Origin of the sequence: Kribbella capetownensis, from assembly GCF_004331485.1 — a bacterium.
In the GTDB taxonomy this organism is placed as follows: domain Bacteria; phylum Actinomycetota; class Actinomycetes; order Propionibacteriales; family Kribbellaceae; genus Kribbella; species Kribbella capetownensis.
Window position 1 is genome coordinate 276,988 of record NZ_SJKD01000006.1, and the last position, 13,598, is coordinate 290,585.

Below are 13,598 nucleotides of genomic sequence, written 5' to 3' on the forward strand. Positions count from 1 at the left end.
CTAGTGGGCGGTCCAGCCGCCGTCGAGTACGAATGAGCTCCCCGTGATGGAGGCGGAGGCCGGACCGCACAGCAGCGCGACCAGCTCCGCCACTTCGGCCGGCTCGATCAGCCGCTTCACCGCGACCGGCTCGAGCATGACCTTCTCCAGCACCTCTGCCTCGGACAGTCCGTGCGTGGCCGCCTGGTCCGCGAGCTGTGCGGTGACAAGCGGCGTACGCACGTAGGCCGGGTTCACGCAGTTGCTGGTGACCCCGTGCGCCGCACCCTCCAGGGCGACGACCTTGCTGAGTCCTTCCAGTCCGTGCTTGGCGGCGACGTACGCCGCCTTGAACGGGCTGGCCCGGAGTCCGTGCACCGAACTGATGTTGATGACCCGCCCCCAGCCGGCGCCGTACATGTGCGGAAGGGTCTGGCGGATCAGGCGGAACGGCGACTCGAGCATGAGCCGCAGGATGTAGCTGAACCGCTCCGGGGGGAACTGCTCGACCGGAGCGACCTGCTGGACCCCGGCGTTGTTGACCAGGATGTCCACGTCCGTCGGGAGGTCGGCCAGACGCTCAAGATCAGCCAGATCGGCCACCACCGGCTGCACACCGTCAGAGGCGACCTTGTCCAGTGCGCTAGCGTCGTAATCGACTGCCAGCACGTGTACGCCGTCGGCCGCGAGCCGCCGTGCACAGGCGGCGCCGATGCCGGACGCAGCTCCGGTGATCAGGGCTCGACGGGTCTCCATGGCCGATGACTGTAGGAATCCGCCCCCGGCCGCACTATGGGATGGGGTCACACAACATTGCGGATCGATGTGGATTCAGGCGCCACTTGTCCACAGTCACACCTATCAAACCTGCCGATAGTGATAGATCGAACTATCGTTGAAGCATGGTCGACATAGAACATCCGAAGAAGAAGGCCGCCGGCGTTCCCGCGGTGCTGTCCTCGTTCAAGTTCGGCTTCCGCGAGATGGGCCCGGCCCGGACCGGCAAGGTCTTCCTGAAGATGAACCAGGACGGCGGCTTCGACTGTCCGTCCTGCGCCTGGCCGGACCCCGACCACAAACGCAAGCACGCGGCCGAGTTCTGCGAGAACGGCGCCAAGGCGGTCGCGTGGGAGGCGACCCGCAAGCGGGTGCCGCGCAGCTTCTTCGCCGAGCACTCGATCGACCAACTGAACGAGATCTCCGAGTTCGACCTCGGCAAGCTCGGCCGGATCACCGAGCCGATGCTGTTGCGGGCCGGCGCCACGCACTACGAGCCGGTCGGCTGGGACGAGGCGTTCCAGGTCGTCGCGCGGCATCTGAAGGCCCTGGTCGACCCGAACGACGCCGTCTTCTACACCTCCGGCCGGACCAGCAACGAGGCCGCGTTCCTCTATCAACTCCTGGTCCGTGCCTACGGCACCAACAACCTCCCCGACTGCTCGAACATGTGCCACGAGTCTTCCGGTACGGCGCTGTCCCGGGTGATCGGCAGCGGCAAGGGCGCGGTCACGCTCGAGATGCTCGAGGAGGCCGAGCTGATCGTCGTCGTCGGGCAGAACCCGGGCACCAACGCACCCCGGATGCTCAGCCACCTGGAGGTTGCCAAGCGCAACGGCGGGTCGATCGTCTCGGTGAATCCGCTGCCCGAGCCCGGACTGATGAACTTCAAGAACCCGCAGCGTCCCCGCGGCTGGGTCGGCAAGGGTACGACGCTGGCCGACCAGCACCTGCAGATCCGGCTCGGCGGCGACCAGGCCCTGTTCCTTGCCGTCGGCCACCTTCTCGTCAAGGCCGAGGCGGCCAACCCCGGCACGGTCCTGGACAAGTCCTTCATCGACGGCCACACCAGCGGCTTCGAGCTGTACTCCAAGCACAACACCGAGCTCGACTGGGCCGCGGTCGAGCAGGCCACCGGCCTGCGTCGGGCCGAGATCGAGGAGTTCACCCAGCGGTTCATCGCGTCCAAGGCGACGGTGATCTGCTGGGCGATGGGCCTGACCCAGCAGCGCGAGGCGGTCGCCACGATCAGCGAGATCGTCAACGTCCTGCTCCTGCAGGGCAACATCGGCAAGCCTGGCGCCGGACCGTGCCCGGTGCGCGGACACTCGAACGTCCAGGGCGACCGCAGCATGGGCATCTGGGAGAAGATGCCGGACGACTTCCTCGACAAGCTCGACGCCGAGTTCTCGTTCACCTCGCCACGCAAGCACGGCATCGACGCGGCCGACACGGTGAAGCGGCTGCGCGAGGGCACGGTCCGGGTCTTCTTCGCGATGGGCGGCAACTTCGCGTCGGCGACACCGGACACCGAGGTCGTCCACAGCGGCCTGCGGCAGTGCGACCTGACCGTGCACGTGTCCACGAAGCTGAACCGGTCGCACACCATCACGGGGCGCGAGGCGCTGATCCTGCCGACGCTCGGCCGGACCGACCACGACCACACCGCGGCCGGCCCACAGTCGGTGACCGTGGAGGACTCGCAAGGCGCCGTACACCTGTCCACCGGGAACCTGATCCCGCCAGGTCCGGAGCTGAAGTCGGAGATCGGTATCGTGGCCGGGCTGGCGCGGGCCCTGGTTCCGGACGTCGGGGAGATCCCGTGGCGAGACTTCGCCGACGACTACAGCCTGATCCGGCAACGGATCGGCCGGATCGCGGACGGGTACGAGGACTTCGAGGCGCGGTTGCGCGCCAACGAGGGCGGCTTCCTGCTGGACCACGCGGCGCGTGACCGGCGCGAGTTCCACACCTCCGACGCGAAGGCCCAGTTCACCGCGAACGACCTGAGTTGGTTGCCGACGGCACCGGGCCGGCTGCTGCTGCAGACGCTGCGCAGCCACGACCAGTTCAACACCACGATCTACGGGCTGCAGGACCGCTACCGCGGCGTGGACGGCAGCCGTGAGGTGGTCTTCGTGAACCCGGACGACCTGGCCGAGCTCGGCCTGGAGGACGGCGCGTACGTCGACATCGTCAGCGAGTTCCAGGGTGTCGAGCGGCGGGCCAACAGGTTCCGTCTCGTCTCGTACCCGACCGCGCGAGGCTGTGTGGCGGCGTACTACCCGGAGACCAACGTGCTGATGGCGGCCGACGACGTGGCCAAGGGCAGCAACACCCCGGTCGCCAAGGGTCTTACGGTGCGGCTGGAGCCAACCTCCTCCTGAACCACGGCTGCAGCGCAGCCAGTACGACGGCCACCGCGGCGCTGGACAGCCACAGCCCCTCAGGACCGGCGGTCTCGAGAAGCTGGGTCACCGTCAGCGGCGCGATGGCCGTCGCGATGCCCCAGCTCAGGCCGAACACGGCCAGATACCGGCCCCGGGCGTGGTCGGGCGCGAGCCCGGACGCCTGAGTGAGGTAGCGAGTCAGGAGGAACAGATCACCCACACTCCAGAGCACCGCAGCGAGCAGAAACACGGTGAGAGTCTGAGCGAAGGCGCAGACGACGAGCCCAGCACCGAGCAGGATGTAGCCGACCGCGATCGACCGGAAGTCGTCGAGCCGCCGCACGCGGAGCAGGCGCTGGGCGAGAATCAGGGTGATCGCTGAGACAGCCAGGATGAATCCGGTGCCCGACTCCGGCAGCCCTTGCTCCAGCAGGGTCAGCGGCACTCCGATCACCAACTGCATGTAGATCGTGGCGAAGACCGTGCCACTGATCAGCAGCAACACCAGCCGGCGATCCCGCCACACCGCCACCGCGGTCGCCGGCACGTGTTCCCGCCGTACGTCGGCTGGGAGCGCGAGCGCGACGAGTACGGCGCAGGCCAGGCAGCTGAGCGCGTCGGCGACGAACAGCCAGCGCAGATCCCAGTGACTGACCGCTGCCGCGAGCAGACCGGCCAGGACACCGGCCGCGGCCATTGCTGCGCCGAGCAGCCCGTACGCCGCTGGGCGGTCGGACGGATCGGTGACGTCGGCGATCGTCGCCTGACTGGGTGGCTCGTAGATCTCGAAGGCGAGGCCGAGCAGGATCGCTGCCAGCACTGCCGACCAGAGCGTGCTGCTGAGCGCGATCCACAGCTGGGCGACGGCGCAGCCGGTCAGGCCGAGCACGATCGTGCGACGGCGGCCGAGGCGGTCGGCCAATTGCCCGCCGAGCAGCCGGGACGGGATGGTGGCGACGCCGAAGACGGCCAGGATCAGCCCGGTCTCGCCGAGCGACGCTCCGAACTCGACCGTGAGCACCACGCCCAGGAACGGCAGCGTGAACGCACCGATCCGGTTCACCGCCCGGGCCACCACCAGGATCCAGACCGCGCGGGACAACCCACGCCAGGGCGCGGTCAGGGTCGCAGCAGCACTCATTGCGGGCTCCATGACTATCTAAGTGGATATGATCGGTCACGCAACCCCGAGCCTACGGAGCGATCACGTGACTGGTCAAGTGTCTTTTGATAGTCATACCCGGAACGTGCTGGCGGCGTCCGTCGAGTACGTGAACCGGCTGACCCCCGGGTTCTCCGGCGGTACGGCGTTCCCCCTGCCGGCCGACGCGGCGCAGGCGGTCGCGGACGCCCTGGTCGCGATCGGCTATCCACAGCCTTCCGTCCGGCAAGACGATGCGCGCCGGCTCACGGACCTGGCCGCGCGGATGCGGATCGTCTTCGAGTCGGCCAACTCGGGCGATCTCGACCGAGCCGCGGATGAGGTGAACGCACTGCTGCTGGACACCAACGCGCGACCGCAACTGGACCGAAGAGACAAGGGCTGGAGCCTGCACTTCCACGGTCCGGACGACGGTCTGGTGAACGGTTGGGCAGCAGGCTGCGCGGCCGGCCTCGCACTCGCGCTGGGCAGCGACCTGGCCGGCCGCCTCGGAGTCTGCGCGGCCCCTCAGTGCGACCGCGTCTTCGTGGATGTCTCCCGCAACGGCCAACGCCGCTTCTGTTCACCGCAATGCCAGAGCCGGGTGAAGGCGGCCGCTCACCGAGCCCGCCAAGGCTCGTCTAGTTGAAGGTGAGCCTCGGGTTCGCCGGATCCTCGTTGTCCACGACGACCTGTGCACGGGACCGCGGCCGGACCTGATCGACGTACATCCGCTCCCCCGGAATGTACCGACTGCGGTAGCGCTCCTCGGCCGCTGCGGCGGAGTCCATCCAGGCCTGGTCGCGCGCGGTGCCACGACGCAGAACCGTGTCGAAGCTGACGTGCACGTAGATCCGCAGATCCCAGTGATCATCCAGCGCCGGACGTTGCAGGAACGCGCCGTCGGCCAGCAACACTGCATCCGGCCGGGCCACCTGGATGAGCGAATCGGACAATGGCTGTCCGTCCGGCCGCTTGATCGCAGTGGCGTACCGCAGGTCGCCGCCCGGACCTAGTGGAATGAGGAGCCGGTCCCGGATCCCGTCGTGGTCCCAGGTATCCAGGTAGTAGCTCTCCGGCGAGTCGATCGGGTACGCCGTACGCAGCTCGGGAGCACGTTTGAAGTAGTCGATCCCAGCCCGGATGATCTCGCGCTCGGTGCGGTCGGCCAGCACCTGCGCCAGGTCGTCCGCGAGCGTCGTCTTCCCCGCTGCGGAGCAGCCGTCGATCGCGACGCGCACCGGGTGCGGGCGCTCGACGGCCAGGACGGTCTCGGCCAGTTCGGTCAGAGCCTCGGTACGCACGGCGCCATCCTTGCGCACAGACGGGCGACGCCCCACCCGTTTTCCGGGTGGGGCGTCGTACTGCCTGGATCAGCCGACCGGGGTCAGTTCGCGCTCCTCCTCCGGGGCCGCGGGCGGCTGGGTCGCGTGCTTGGCAGGCTTGCGGCGCAGCCACTTCGGCGCCCACCAGTTCGCGTCGCCGAGCAGGATCATCACGCTCGGCAGGACGACCGCGCGGATGATCGTGGCGTCGAGCAGGATCGCGACGGAAAGGCCGACACCGAGCTGCTTCATGTCCAGCGTGCTCAGCGTCGCGAAGACCGCGAACACCCCGATCATCACGGCCGCCGCGCTGGTGACCACACCGGCCGATCCGGTGATGCCGTCGGCCACAGCCTTCTTGGTCGGCACGCCGCGCAGTACCGCTTCACGGATCCGGCTGACGACGAACACGTGGTAGTCCATCGACAGACCGAACAGCACCACGAAGAGGAACAGCGGCAGCCAGGACACGACCGCACCGTTCGAGCGGAAGTCGAGGATCCCCTCGGCCCAGGTGTTCTGGAAGACCGCGGTCACCACGCCGTACGCCGCGGCCGCACTCAGCAGGTTCAGCCCGATCGCGGTGACCGCGACCACCACGGACCGGAACGTCACCATCATCACGATCATCGTCAGCAGCAGCACGAACCCGATCACCAGCGGCAGCTTGGCCCGGGTGTGGGCCGCGTAGTCGACATCCGCTGCGACGAACCCGCCGACGGCGTACTCGGCTCCCGGCACCTTGCCGACCGTCTCCGGCATCAGTTCCTTGCGCAGCTTGGTCAGCGAGTCACGCGCCTCCTGGCTACCACCCTCGTACGGCGTGGCGACCTCGAGCGTGGTCACCGTGCCGTCCTTGGAGACCCGCGGCTCCTCCAGACCGTCCTGTGCGAACAGCTTGTCGTCCTGCGTGCGCTTCACCAGATCGGCCAGTGCGACCTTGACCGCGGGCGCCTGGTTGGCCGGTGCACGGACGGCGACCTCGTGGCTCGTCCCGGTACTCGGGAAGGCCGCGGTGAGCCGGTCGTAGGCCTTCATCACCGCGGTGTCGCGCGGCAGGTCCTCGGTGCCGGGGAACTTCAGCGTCATCCCCAGCGCCGGCGACGCGACCGCGAGCAGTGCGACGACGGCGATCATCAGCGTGGCGACCGGGTGCTTCAGCGCCGGCTTGAGCACGGTCGGCCAGAAGCGCGGCTTGCCCTTGCTCGCGGTCAACCGCCACACGAACGGGATCCGCGGCCGGTCCACCCAGCGACCGAGCTTCGCCAGTACGGCGGGCAGCACGGTCAGCGAACCGACGACGGCCACCGCGACGACCAGGATCGAGCCGACCGCGAAGGACGAGAACACCGCGTCCCGGGCCAGGAACAAGCCGGCCATCGAGATGATGACCGCCGTACCGGAGACGACGACGGCGTGGCCCGACGTCGCGGCCGCGATCTCGACCGCGTCGACATGGCCGCGGCCCTTCGCGCGTTCCTCACGTTCGCGGCGCAGGTAGAAGAGCGAGTAGTCGACGCCGACCGCCATACCGATCAGCAGGATGACGCTGTTCACCGCGTCGACGGCCGGGATCAGCTGGGACGCGGCCGCGGACAAGCCGATCGCGGCTGCGACGGCCGACAGCGCCAGCAGAAGCGGGACCGATGCCGCGATCAGTGCGCCGAAGGCGATCAAGAGGATCGCGAGTGTCACCGGCAGGCTGAACATCTCGGCGCGCTTGAAGTCCTTGCCGAGCGTCTCGTTCAGCGCCTTGTCGATCGACAGTCCGCCGACTTCTTCGATCCGCAGCGTCGGGTACTGCTGCTGGATCTGGGCGGTGGTGTCCTGCAGCGGCTGGACCCGGTCGTCCCCGTCGCCGTCCTTCAGCGTCACCCGGACGATCAGCGCGTCCTTCTTCGGCGACGGCATCGGCTGAGCGACCTCCGCGACCCCACCGAGGGCGCGCATCCGCTGGATCACCACGCCGGCGGCCTTGGTGGCCTCCGCCTGGTCGAGCGTCCCGGACGGCGAGGTGATCAGCACGCTCTCCACGTCCGGGTCGGCGAAGTTGCCGGACTTGACGATGTTGTCGGCCCGGGTCACCTCGCCGATGTCGCCCTCGTTCTCGGACTCCTTGGTCCCGGTCATCGAGCCGACGGCGAAACAGGCGATCACGACGACCACCCACATCGCCATCGCCCGCCACGGATGGGTGGCGCTCCAGCGCGCCGCCCGGACCGTGATCTGTCCCCTGGCCATAGCTTCCCTGCCCCTCTGCGCCCCCTCCGGCGCCCGGCCCCAGCGCTCCCTGGCGTGGGCGCTGGCTACAGGTCAAAAGCCTGGCTGGAACAGCGGGGTCACCACTATGGAGGAAGCCACCGAGAGCACCCTGAAGCCAGCCCCACCCCGGCCCCTGAGTGGCCCTTGGGGGACTGTCGGGGCGTGATCGGGCGAGTGCGGGCCGCAGTCAGAAGTCGTCGAGATTGAGCGCCGAAGCGGCCGAAACACCCTCCAGATACCCCTCCGCACGCTCAGCCTTGGGGTAGCGGTGGACCAACTCCCAGAAGGCCGCGTTGTGGGCCGGTTCGACCAGATGGGCCAGCTCGTGGATGAGGACGTAGTCGACCACCCAGGCGGGCATCGCCTGCAGCCGGGTGGACAAACGGATCGATCTGTCCGCCGGAGTGCAGGATCCCCACCGTCTGTTTTGGTTCGAAACCCACCTCACAGACGCAGGTTCGGGCACTTCTGGAAGATGCCGACACGCGAGTTCGTGTGCTCTGGACAACAATTTTTCGTCCGACACGCGGGATCGGCTGCGCTGCTTCTCCAGCCGCGCCAGCATGGTCTCGACCCAGCGCGCCTCCTCCGCGGCGGACAGCCGGTCGGGCATCAGCACGACCACCCGCTCACCGTCGCGGTAGGCGCTGACGGTCCGCTTGCGCCGCTTGCTGCGGCGGATGTCGACGTACGGCGGGATCGGGCCTGGGGTCGATCGCGGTGGAGAGTCGGCCATGGGTCAAAACGTACCCCCAGAATCCGACAACTTTCTTCCGTCCACAACCTGTGCATCAGCGTTTCCGCAGGTCAGGCGCCAGATCTTGGGCCGGCCGATTCCGGTTGTTCACACCCTGTTCCCCCGCTCGTCCACAGTGTCCGGCGGCGCGTCCCACAGGTTGCACACAGAGTTATCCACAGGCGTGGACAACCGGGGCTTGCCTGCGCGGCGCCCGCCTCCTAGCGTCATGGCCAACAGGCTCCCGGACCGCCTCCGGGGCCGTTCGGAGGGGAAGCCGAGCGGTTCCGGAGGCGGACCACCGGGAGCCTGTTCCGTTGCTGCCAGACGGCTTGGAAAGGGCTTTCCTCGGGGCGTCCGAGCGGCACGCGGGCCGGCAGGTGCGCTTGAGCCTGCTCCCGCCTGCCGTAGGGTGAATCCCGACTGGGCCGAACGGCCTACGGCAGGACGGTCTGCCGTTAGCATCCACGACGGCCTGGGGCGAGAGCCCCGGCTGGTATTCAGAGCAAGGAGAGGGCCCTCATGGCAGAGACCTGGAGCGGCGAGTTCTACTGCGTCAAGTGCAAGGCCAAGCGCACCGCCGACGGCGAGGTCAAGGTCAACGACAAGGGCACGCGCATGGCCAAGGCCAAGTGCCCCGAGTGCGGTACGAACCTGAACCGGATCCTCGGCAAGGCCTGACGCACCAAGTCGTAGGGGCGGTGGCGCGACACGCAACGTGTCCGCCACCGCCCCTCCGTCGTCCCGGCTTGGGTGACCCGACAGAATGGATACGTGTCGGATCTTCCCCGCAAGGCGCTGAGCCGGACCGCGAAGCTCGCCAGCCTGCCGCTCGGTGCCGCCGGCCGGGCCACGGTCGGACTCGGCAAGCGGATCGGCGGTGCGCCGGCTGAGGCCGTCTACGCCGAGTTCCAGCGCCGTACCGCCGATCAGTTGTTCTCCGTCCTGGGCGAGCTCAAGGGCGGCGCGATGAAGTTCGGGCAGATGCTGAGCCTGATGGAGTCGGCGATGCCGGAGGAGCTCGCGGCGCCGTACCGGGCGACTCTGACCAAGCTGCAGGACTCCGCCCCGCCGATGCCGGCCTCGACCGTGCACACGATCCTGTCGCGCGAGCTGGGCAGACGCTGGCGGGACCGGTTCGAGGAGTTCGACGACCTGCCCGCGGCGGCCGCGTCGATCGGCCAGGTGCACCGCGGCATCCTGACGGACGGCCGCGAGGTCGCGGTCAAGCTGCAGTACCCGGGCGCCGCCGAGGCGCTGCGCTCGGACCTGCGCCAGCTCGGCCGGTTCGCCCGCACCTTCGGAACGCTGGTCCCCGGCCTGGACATGAAGCCGCTGGTCACCGAGTTGCAGGAGCGGATCGGCGAGGAGCTGGACTACGACCGCGAGGCCCAGGCACAGCAGCAGTACGCCGACGCGTTCAAGGACCACGACGAGTTCGTCGTACCCCGGGTCATCAAGCACTCCCCGTCGGTCATCGTGTCCGAGTGGCTCGAGGGCCGGCCGCTGTCGTCGATCATCAGCGACGGCACCAAGAAGGAGCGCAACGCGATCGGGCTGAAGTACGTCCGGTTCATGTTCAGCGGCCCGAAGTACGCCGGCCTCCTGCACTCGGACCCGCATCCGGGCAACTTCCGGGTGATGCCGGACGGACGGCTCGGAGTGGTCGACTTCGGGCTGTGCGCACGGCTGCCGGACGGCCTGCCGCCCGCGATCGGGCGGCTGCTGCGGATCTCGCTCGACGGTGACGGGGTCGCCATCCGGGACGGGTTGCGGGCCGAGGGCTTCATCAAGCCGCGGATGGAGATCGACCCGGACCTGCTGATGGACTACCTGGCCCCGTTCGCAGAGCCGGCCCGGGCGGAGACGTTCCAGTTCAGCCGGGAGTGGATGCGCGCGCAGGCGAACCGGACCGGGGACTTCCGGTCGCCCAGCGCGACGCTGGCCCTCAAGCTCAACATGCCGCCGTCGTACCTGCTCATCCACCGGGTTTGGATCGGCGGGATGGCCGTCCTGTCCCAACTCGAGGCGAAAGCCCCGTTTCGCGCCGTTCTGGAGGAGCTTCTCCCGGGCTTCACCGAGGACTGACTCAGGCTCAGTGGTCGTCGTGGCTCAGGACCGGCACCGACCGCAGGGTGATCGCCAGCGCGGTGGCGACCAGCGTCAGGACCACCGCGGTGATGCCGGCGGCCAGGTGCAGTCCTGCGGTGAACGCGTCCTGCGCCTGGGCCAGTACGTCGCCAGGCACGCCCTGGGCGATCGCCTCGGCCAGTGAGTTGCCGCCGCGGCCGTTCATCTGGCTCCGGTACGCCGCGGTGACCACGCTGCCCAGGATCGCGATACCCAGCGCGTAGCCGAACTCGTTGCCGGTCTGCGTCAGCGCGCCGGCGGATCCGGCCTTCTCCGGCGGGACGGAGCCGATCACCAGGTTCGTGCCCAGCGTGACCAGCGGCGCGGGACCGACGCACTGGACCGCGAAGGCGATGACCAGGACGGCGGTCGACGTCGCCTGGGTCATCACGGCCATGCCGACCACCGTGAACGCGATGCCGGCCGGGATCAGTACGCCCGGGCGGACCCGCTGCGCCAGCCGCGGCGCCACCTGGAAGGCGACGGTCGTGGTGACCATGCCCGGGACCAGAGCGACCCCAGCAGCCAGCGGCGTCATGCCCTGGACCAACTGGAAGTACTGCGCGACGAACACCATCACGCCACCGGACAGCATCGAGAAGCACAGCATGCTGCCGAGCGTGACCGTGAAGGTCTTCCGGGTGAACAGCCGTACGTCGACCAGCGGGTCGGCCAGGCGCTGCTGGCGTCGTACGAAGATCCAGCCGAAGACACCGCCTGCGACCAGCGAACCGGCCGCCGTCGCGCTCGCACCGTGGGCGGCGAGCTGCTTCAGCCCGTGGATCGCCGGCAGGATCGCGGCCAGCGACAGCAGCACGCTCGGGAGGTCGATCCGGCCCGCGTTCTCGTCGCGGTACTCCGGCAGCAGGAACGGCCCGACCGCTACCAGCACCACCATCGCCGGTACGCCGATCAGGAAGGCCGAGCCCCACCAGAAGTGGTTCAGTAAGACGCCGCCGACGATCGGGCCGATCACGGCACCGACGGTGAAGCAGCCGGCCCAGATCCCCAGGGCCTTGGCCCGCTGCTGCGCGTTCGGGAACAGGGTGCTGATCAGCGACAGCGTGCACGGAGCGATGGCCGCACCGGCGATGCCGAGCACCGCGCGGGTCACGATCAGCATCTCCGGGCTCGTCGAGTACGCCGCTGCCACCGAGGCGACACCGAACAGCGCAGCAGCCGCCAGCAGCAGCCGCCGACGGCCGATCCGGTCGCCGATGTTGCCCATCGTGATCATCAGGCCGGCCACCATGAACCCGTACACGTCCAGGATCCACAGCTGCTGGCTGCTGGAGGCGCCGAGCGCCTCGGTCACCGCCGGCACGGCCAGCAGCATCACGAACAGGTCCAGTGACACCAGTAGCGTCGCGAGCGACAGAACTCCCAGGCCGATCCACTGCCGCCGGCTGGTCGTCGCTGGCGCGCTCTCGGTGAGGGTCATGATCCGGTTCCTTCCGCTGGAGTGCTTTCACCCCTGCGTCGGGCGGATCAGGCCGGATTCGACACCCGGCTCAGAACTTTCTCACCAGTAGACGGAGTCCAGCTTCCCCTCGATGCTGCGGACGTTCTCCCGGGCGCACCGGTCGCAGTACACCAGCTTGCGACCGTCCTCGACCGAGGTCATCCAGGTCAGCGGCACGTCCTCCGACGCCGCCTGCTGACCACACAACGCACAACTCACTCTCACCATGCGCTCAGTCTGCACCTTCGCGTGTCCCGGGCATGGCCGAGGGGCGGCATCCGGTGGATGCCGCCCCTCGGTGATTCAGCTGGTCAGGCTGGAGTGCCTGCCGGCCGGTCCTCCCTTTCGGACCGGCCCGCGGGCGGTGTGTTCTTTTCTGGTGGTCAGACCAAGCGTGCGAGTGCGAGGCGCGCCCTTGCGCTGGCCCTCTCAGCTCGCAGGCTGGCCCGCTCGGCCCGCTTCTGCGCCCGCTCGATCTTGCGAGCAAGGTGGAAGCGCCGGTTCTGCTCTGCGTCGTTCAAGATAGAACGACAATGAGCACGAGCAAGATCTTCGTTCATTAGATGCATTTCCATTCTCCTGCGTGAAGTCTGTGTCGTCATGGCTCGGTTTCTCGATTCGGATTGGTTCGTCAGGCTGCGGTTACGGTGTCACTCTTGCGGGGACGCCCACGGGGCCGCTTGCGCGGAACTACCACTCCCTGGACGAACAGTTCGCCACCCCACACTCCCCACGGCTCGGAACGCTCGAGCGCTCCGGCCAGGCACTCGGCCTTCAGCGGGCAGGTGGTGCACAGCGACTTTGCGTACTCGACGTCCGCCGGCGATTCGGCGAAGAAGAGTTCTGGCGCGTAGGACCGACAGGGCAGGTCCTGCGACGTTGCCACCTCGGTGAAGACATCGAGGAAGCTCACGCTCATTCCGGTCACCTCCCAGTGACTTGATGCTGATCTCTTGTCGTCGGTGACGACCTCCGGTCGAAGGCCGCCAAATCTGTGGACAAACACTGCTGATCAAACAGAAAGGCCGCGGGACCCTAATCGGGTTCCGCGGCCTTGGAGGTGCCGGGCTGACGTCTGTCAGACCGGTGGACTCCATGCTCGAGAACCCGAACCGCCGTACTTCGCATCGCCGACAGCTCCGCCCTGAATCTGGGCAGCGCCGGAAGCCATGACCACAACGGCCGCGAGATGCGTGCGCGGGAAGGCACCCAGGATCTGGGCACACGGCAGCGCTACAGCGTCGCTGAACGGCTTCTTGACGATGTTGATCGTGATCATTTCCAGGGCACCTCCTCTCGTTGTGGCGAAGCGGGCGGTTAGCTCGATCGCTATGGTTGTTTGAAGTTTTCGGCCAGGCTTCGACCGCAGAAAGAACAGTACGCCGTCCCCGTCGGA

Annotated in this window: 13 protein-coding genes; 4 read left to right on the forward strand and 9 right to left on the reverse strand. The window is 68.2% G+C overall.

The features are described from left to right. Positions 1–735 carry a 3-hydroxybutyrate dehydrogenase gene (locus E0H75_RS26245; RefSeq protein ID WP_131516308.1) on the reverse strand — a complete coding sequence of 245 codons (735 nt, stop codon included), beginning with the start codon at positions 733–735 and terminating at the stop codon, positions 1–3. A 146-nt stretch (positions 736–881) separates the two neighbouring features. Here E0H75_RS26245 and E0H75_RS26250 point away from each other — a divergent pair, with 146 nt between their 5' ends. After that, positions 882–3,143 (forward strand): FdhF/YdeP family oxidoreductase, encoded by a 2,262-nt coding sequence (locus E0H75_RS26250; protein WP_131516309.1) that lies wholly within the window; start codon positions 882–884, stop codon positions 3,141–3,143. Here E0H75_RS26250 and E0H75_RS26255 read toward each other — a convergent pair. Beyond that, positions 3,112–4,287: an MFS transporter gene (locus E0H75_RS26255; RefSeq protein ID WP_131516310.1), complete on the reverse strand. Its 1,176-nt coding sequence runs from the start codon at positions 4,285–4,287 to the stop codon at positions 3,112–3,114. The genes E0H75_RS26250 and E0H75_RS26255 overlap by 32 nt on opposite strands. 67 nt (positions 4,288–4,354) lie before the next feature. Here E0H75_RS26255 and E0H75_RS26260 point away from each other — a divergent pair, with 67 nt between their 5' ends. Beyond that, a complete protein-coding gene (locus E0H75_RS26260; protein WP_131516311.1) occupies positions 4,355–4,936 on the forward strand; it encodes a CGNR zinc finger domain-containing protein in 582 nt (193 codons plus the stop codon). On the opposite strand, the gene E0H75_RS26265 is transcribed toward E0H75_RS26260, so the two are convergent. The 3 genes from E0H75_RS26265 to E0H75_RS26275 form a co-directional block, all read right to left on the reverse strand. Further along, positions 4,929–5,591, reverse strand: a complete 663-nt coding sequence (locus E0H75_RS26265; protein WP_131516312.1) for a nucleoside/nucleotide kinase family protein — start codon at positions 5,589–5,591, stop codon at positions 4,929–4,931. The two genes, E0H75_RS26260 and E0H75_RS26265, sit on opposite strands and share 8 nt — an antisense overlap. A gap of 69 nt (positions 5,592–5,660) precedes the next feature. Beyond that, positions 5,661–7,853: an MMPL family transporter gene (locus E0H75_RS26270; protein ID WP_131516313.1), complete on the reverse strand. Its 2,193-nt coding sequence runs from the start codon at positions 7,851–7,853 to the stop codon at positions 5,661–5,663. Between the two features lie 208 nt (positions 7,854–8,061). Continuing rightward, positions 8,062–8,610: a M48 family metallopeptidase gene (locus E0H75_RS26275; protein WP_131516314.1), complete on the reverse strand. Its 549-nt coding sequence runs from the start codon at positions 8,608–8,610 to the stop codon at positions 8,062–8,064. Positions 8,611–9,132: 522 nt separating this feature from the next. Here E0H75_RS26275 and E0H75_RS43205 point away from each other — a divergent pair. Beyond that, positions 9,133–9,291 carry a DUF5679 domain-containing protein gene (locus tag E0H75_RS43205; protein WP_012922897.1) on the forward strand — a complete coding sequence of 53 codons (159 nt, stop codon included), beginning with the start codon at positions 9,133–9,135 and terminating at the stop codon, positions 9,289–9,291. A 93-nt stretch (positions 9,292–9,384) separates the two neighbouring features. Continuing rightward, on the forward strand, positions 9,385–10,698 hold the full coding sequence (locus E0H75_RS26280; protein WP_131516315.1) for an ABC1 kinase family protein: 1,314 nt from the start codon (positions 9,385–9,387) through the stop codon (positions 10,696–10,698). A gap of 7 nt (positions 10,699–10,705) precedes the next feature. Here the strand turns inward: E0H75_RS26280 and E0H75_RS26285 are convergent, their stop codons facing one another. From E0H75_RS26285 to E0H75_RS26300, 4 genes are all read right to left on the reverse strand, one after another. After that, positions 10,706–12,181 carry an MFS transporter gene (locus E0H75_RS26285; RefSeq protein WP_131516316.1) on the reverse strand — a complete coding sequence of 492 codons (1,476 nt, stop codon included), beginning with the start codon at positions 12,179–12,181 and terminating at the stop codon, positions 10,706–10,708. 81 nt (positions 12,182–12,262) lie between these two features. Beyond that, complete coding sequence (locus E0H75_RS43210; protein WP_165554036.1) at positions 12,263–12,430, reverse strand: hypothetical protein; 168 nt, start codon at positions 12,428–12,430, stop codon at positions 12,263–12,265. Between the two features lie 403 nt (positions 12,431–12,833). Further along, positions 12,834–13,121, reverse strand: a complete 288-nt coding sequence (locus E0H75_RS26295; RefSeq protein WP_131285495.1) for a WhiB family transcriptional regulator — start codon at positions 13,119–13,121, stop codon at positions 12,834–12,836. Positions 13,122–13,280: 159 nt separating this feature from the next. Beyond that, positions 13,281–13,481, reverse strand: coding sequence for a hypothetical protein (locus tag E0H75_RS26300; RefSeq protein WP_131516317.1), 201 nt, complete (start codon positions 13,479–13,481; stop codon positions 13,281–13,283). Positions 13,482–13,598 lie beyond the last annotated feature (117 nt).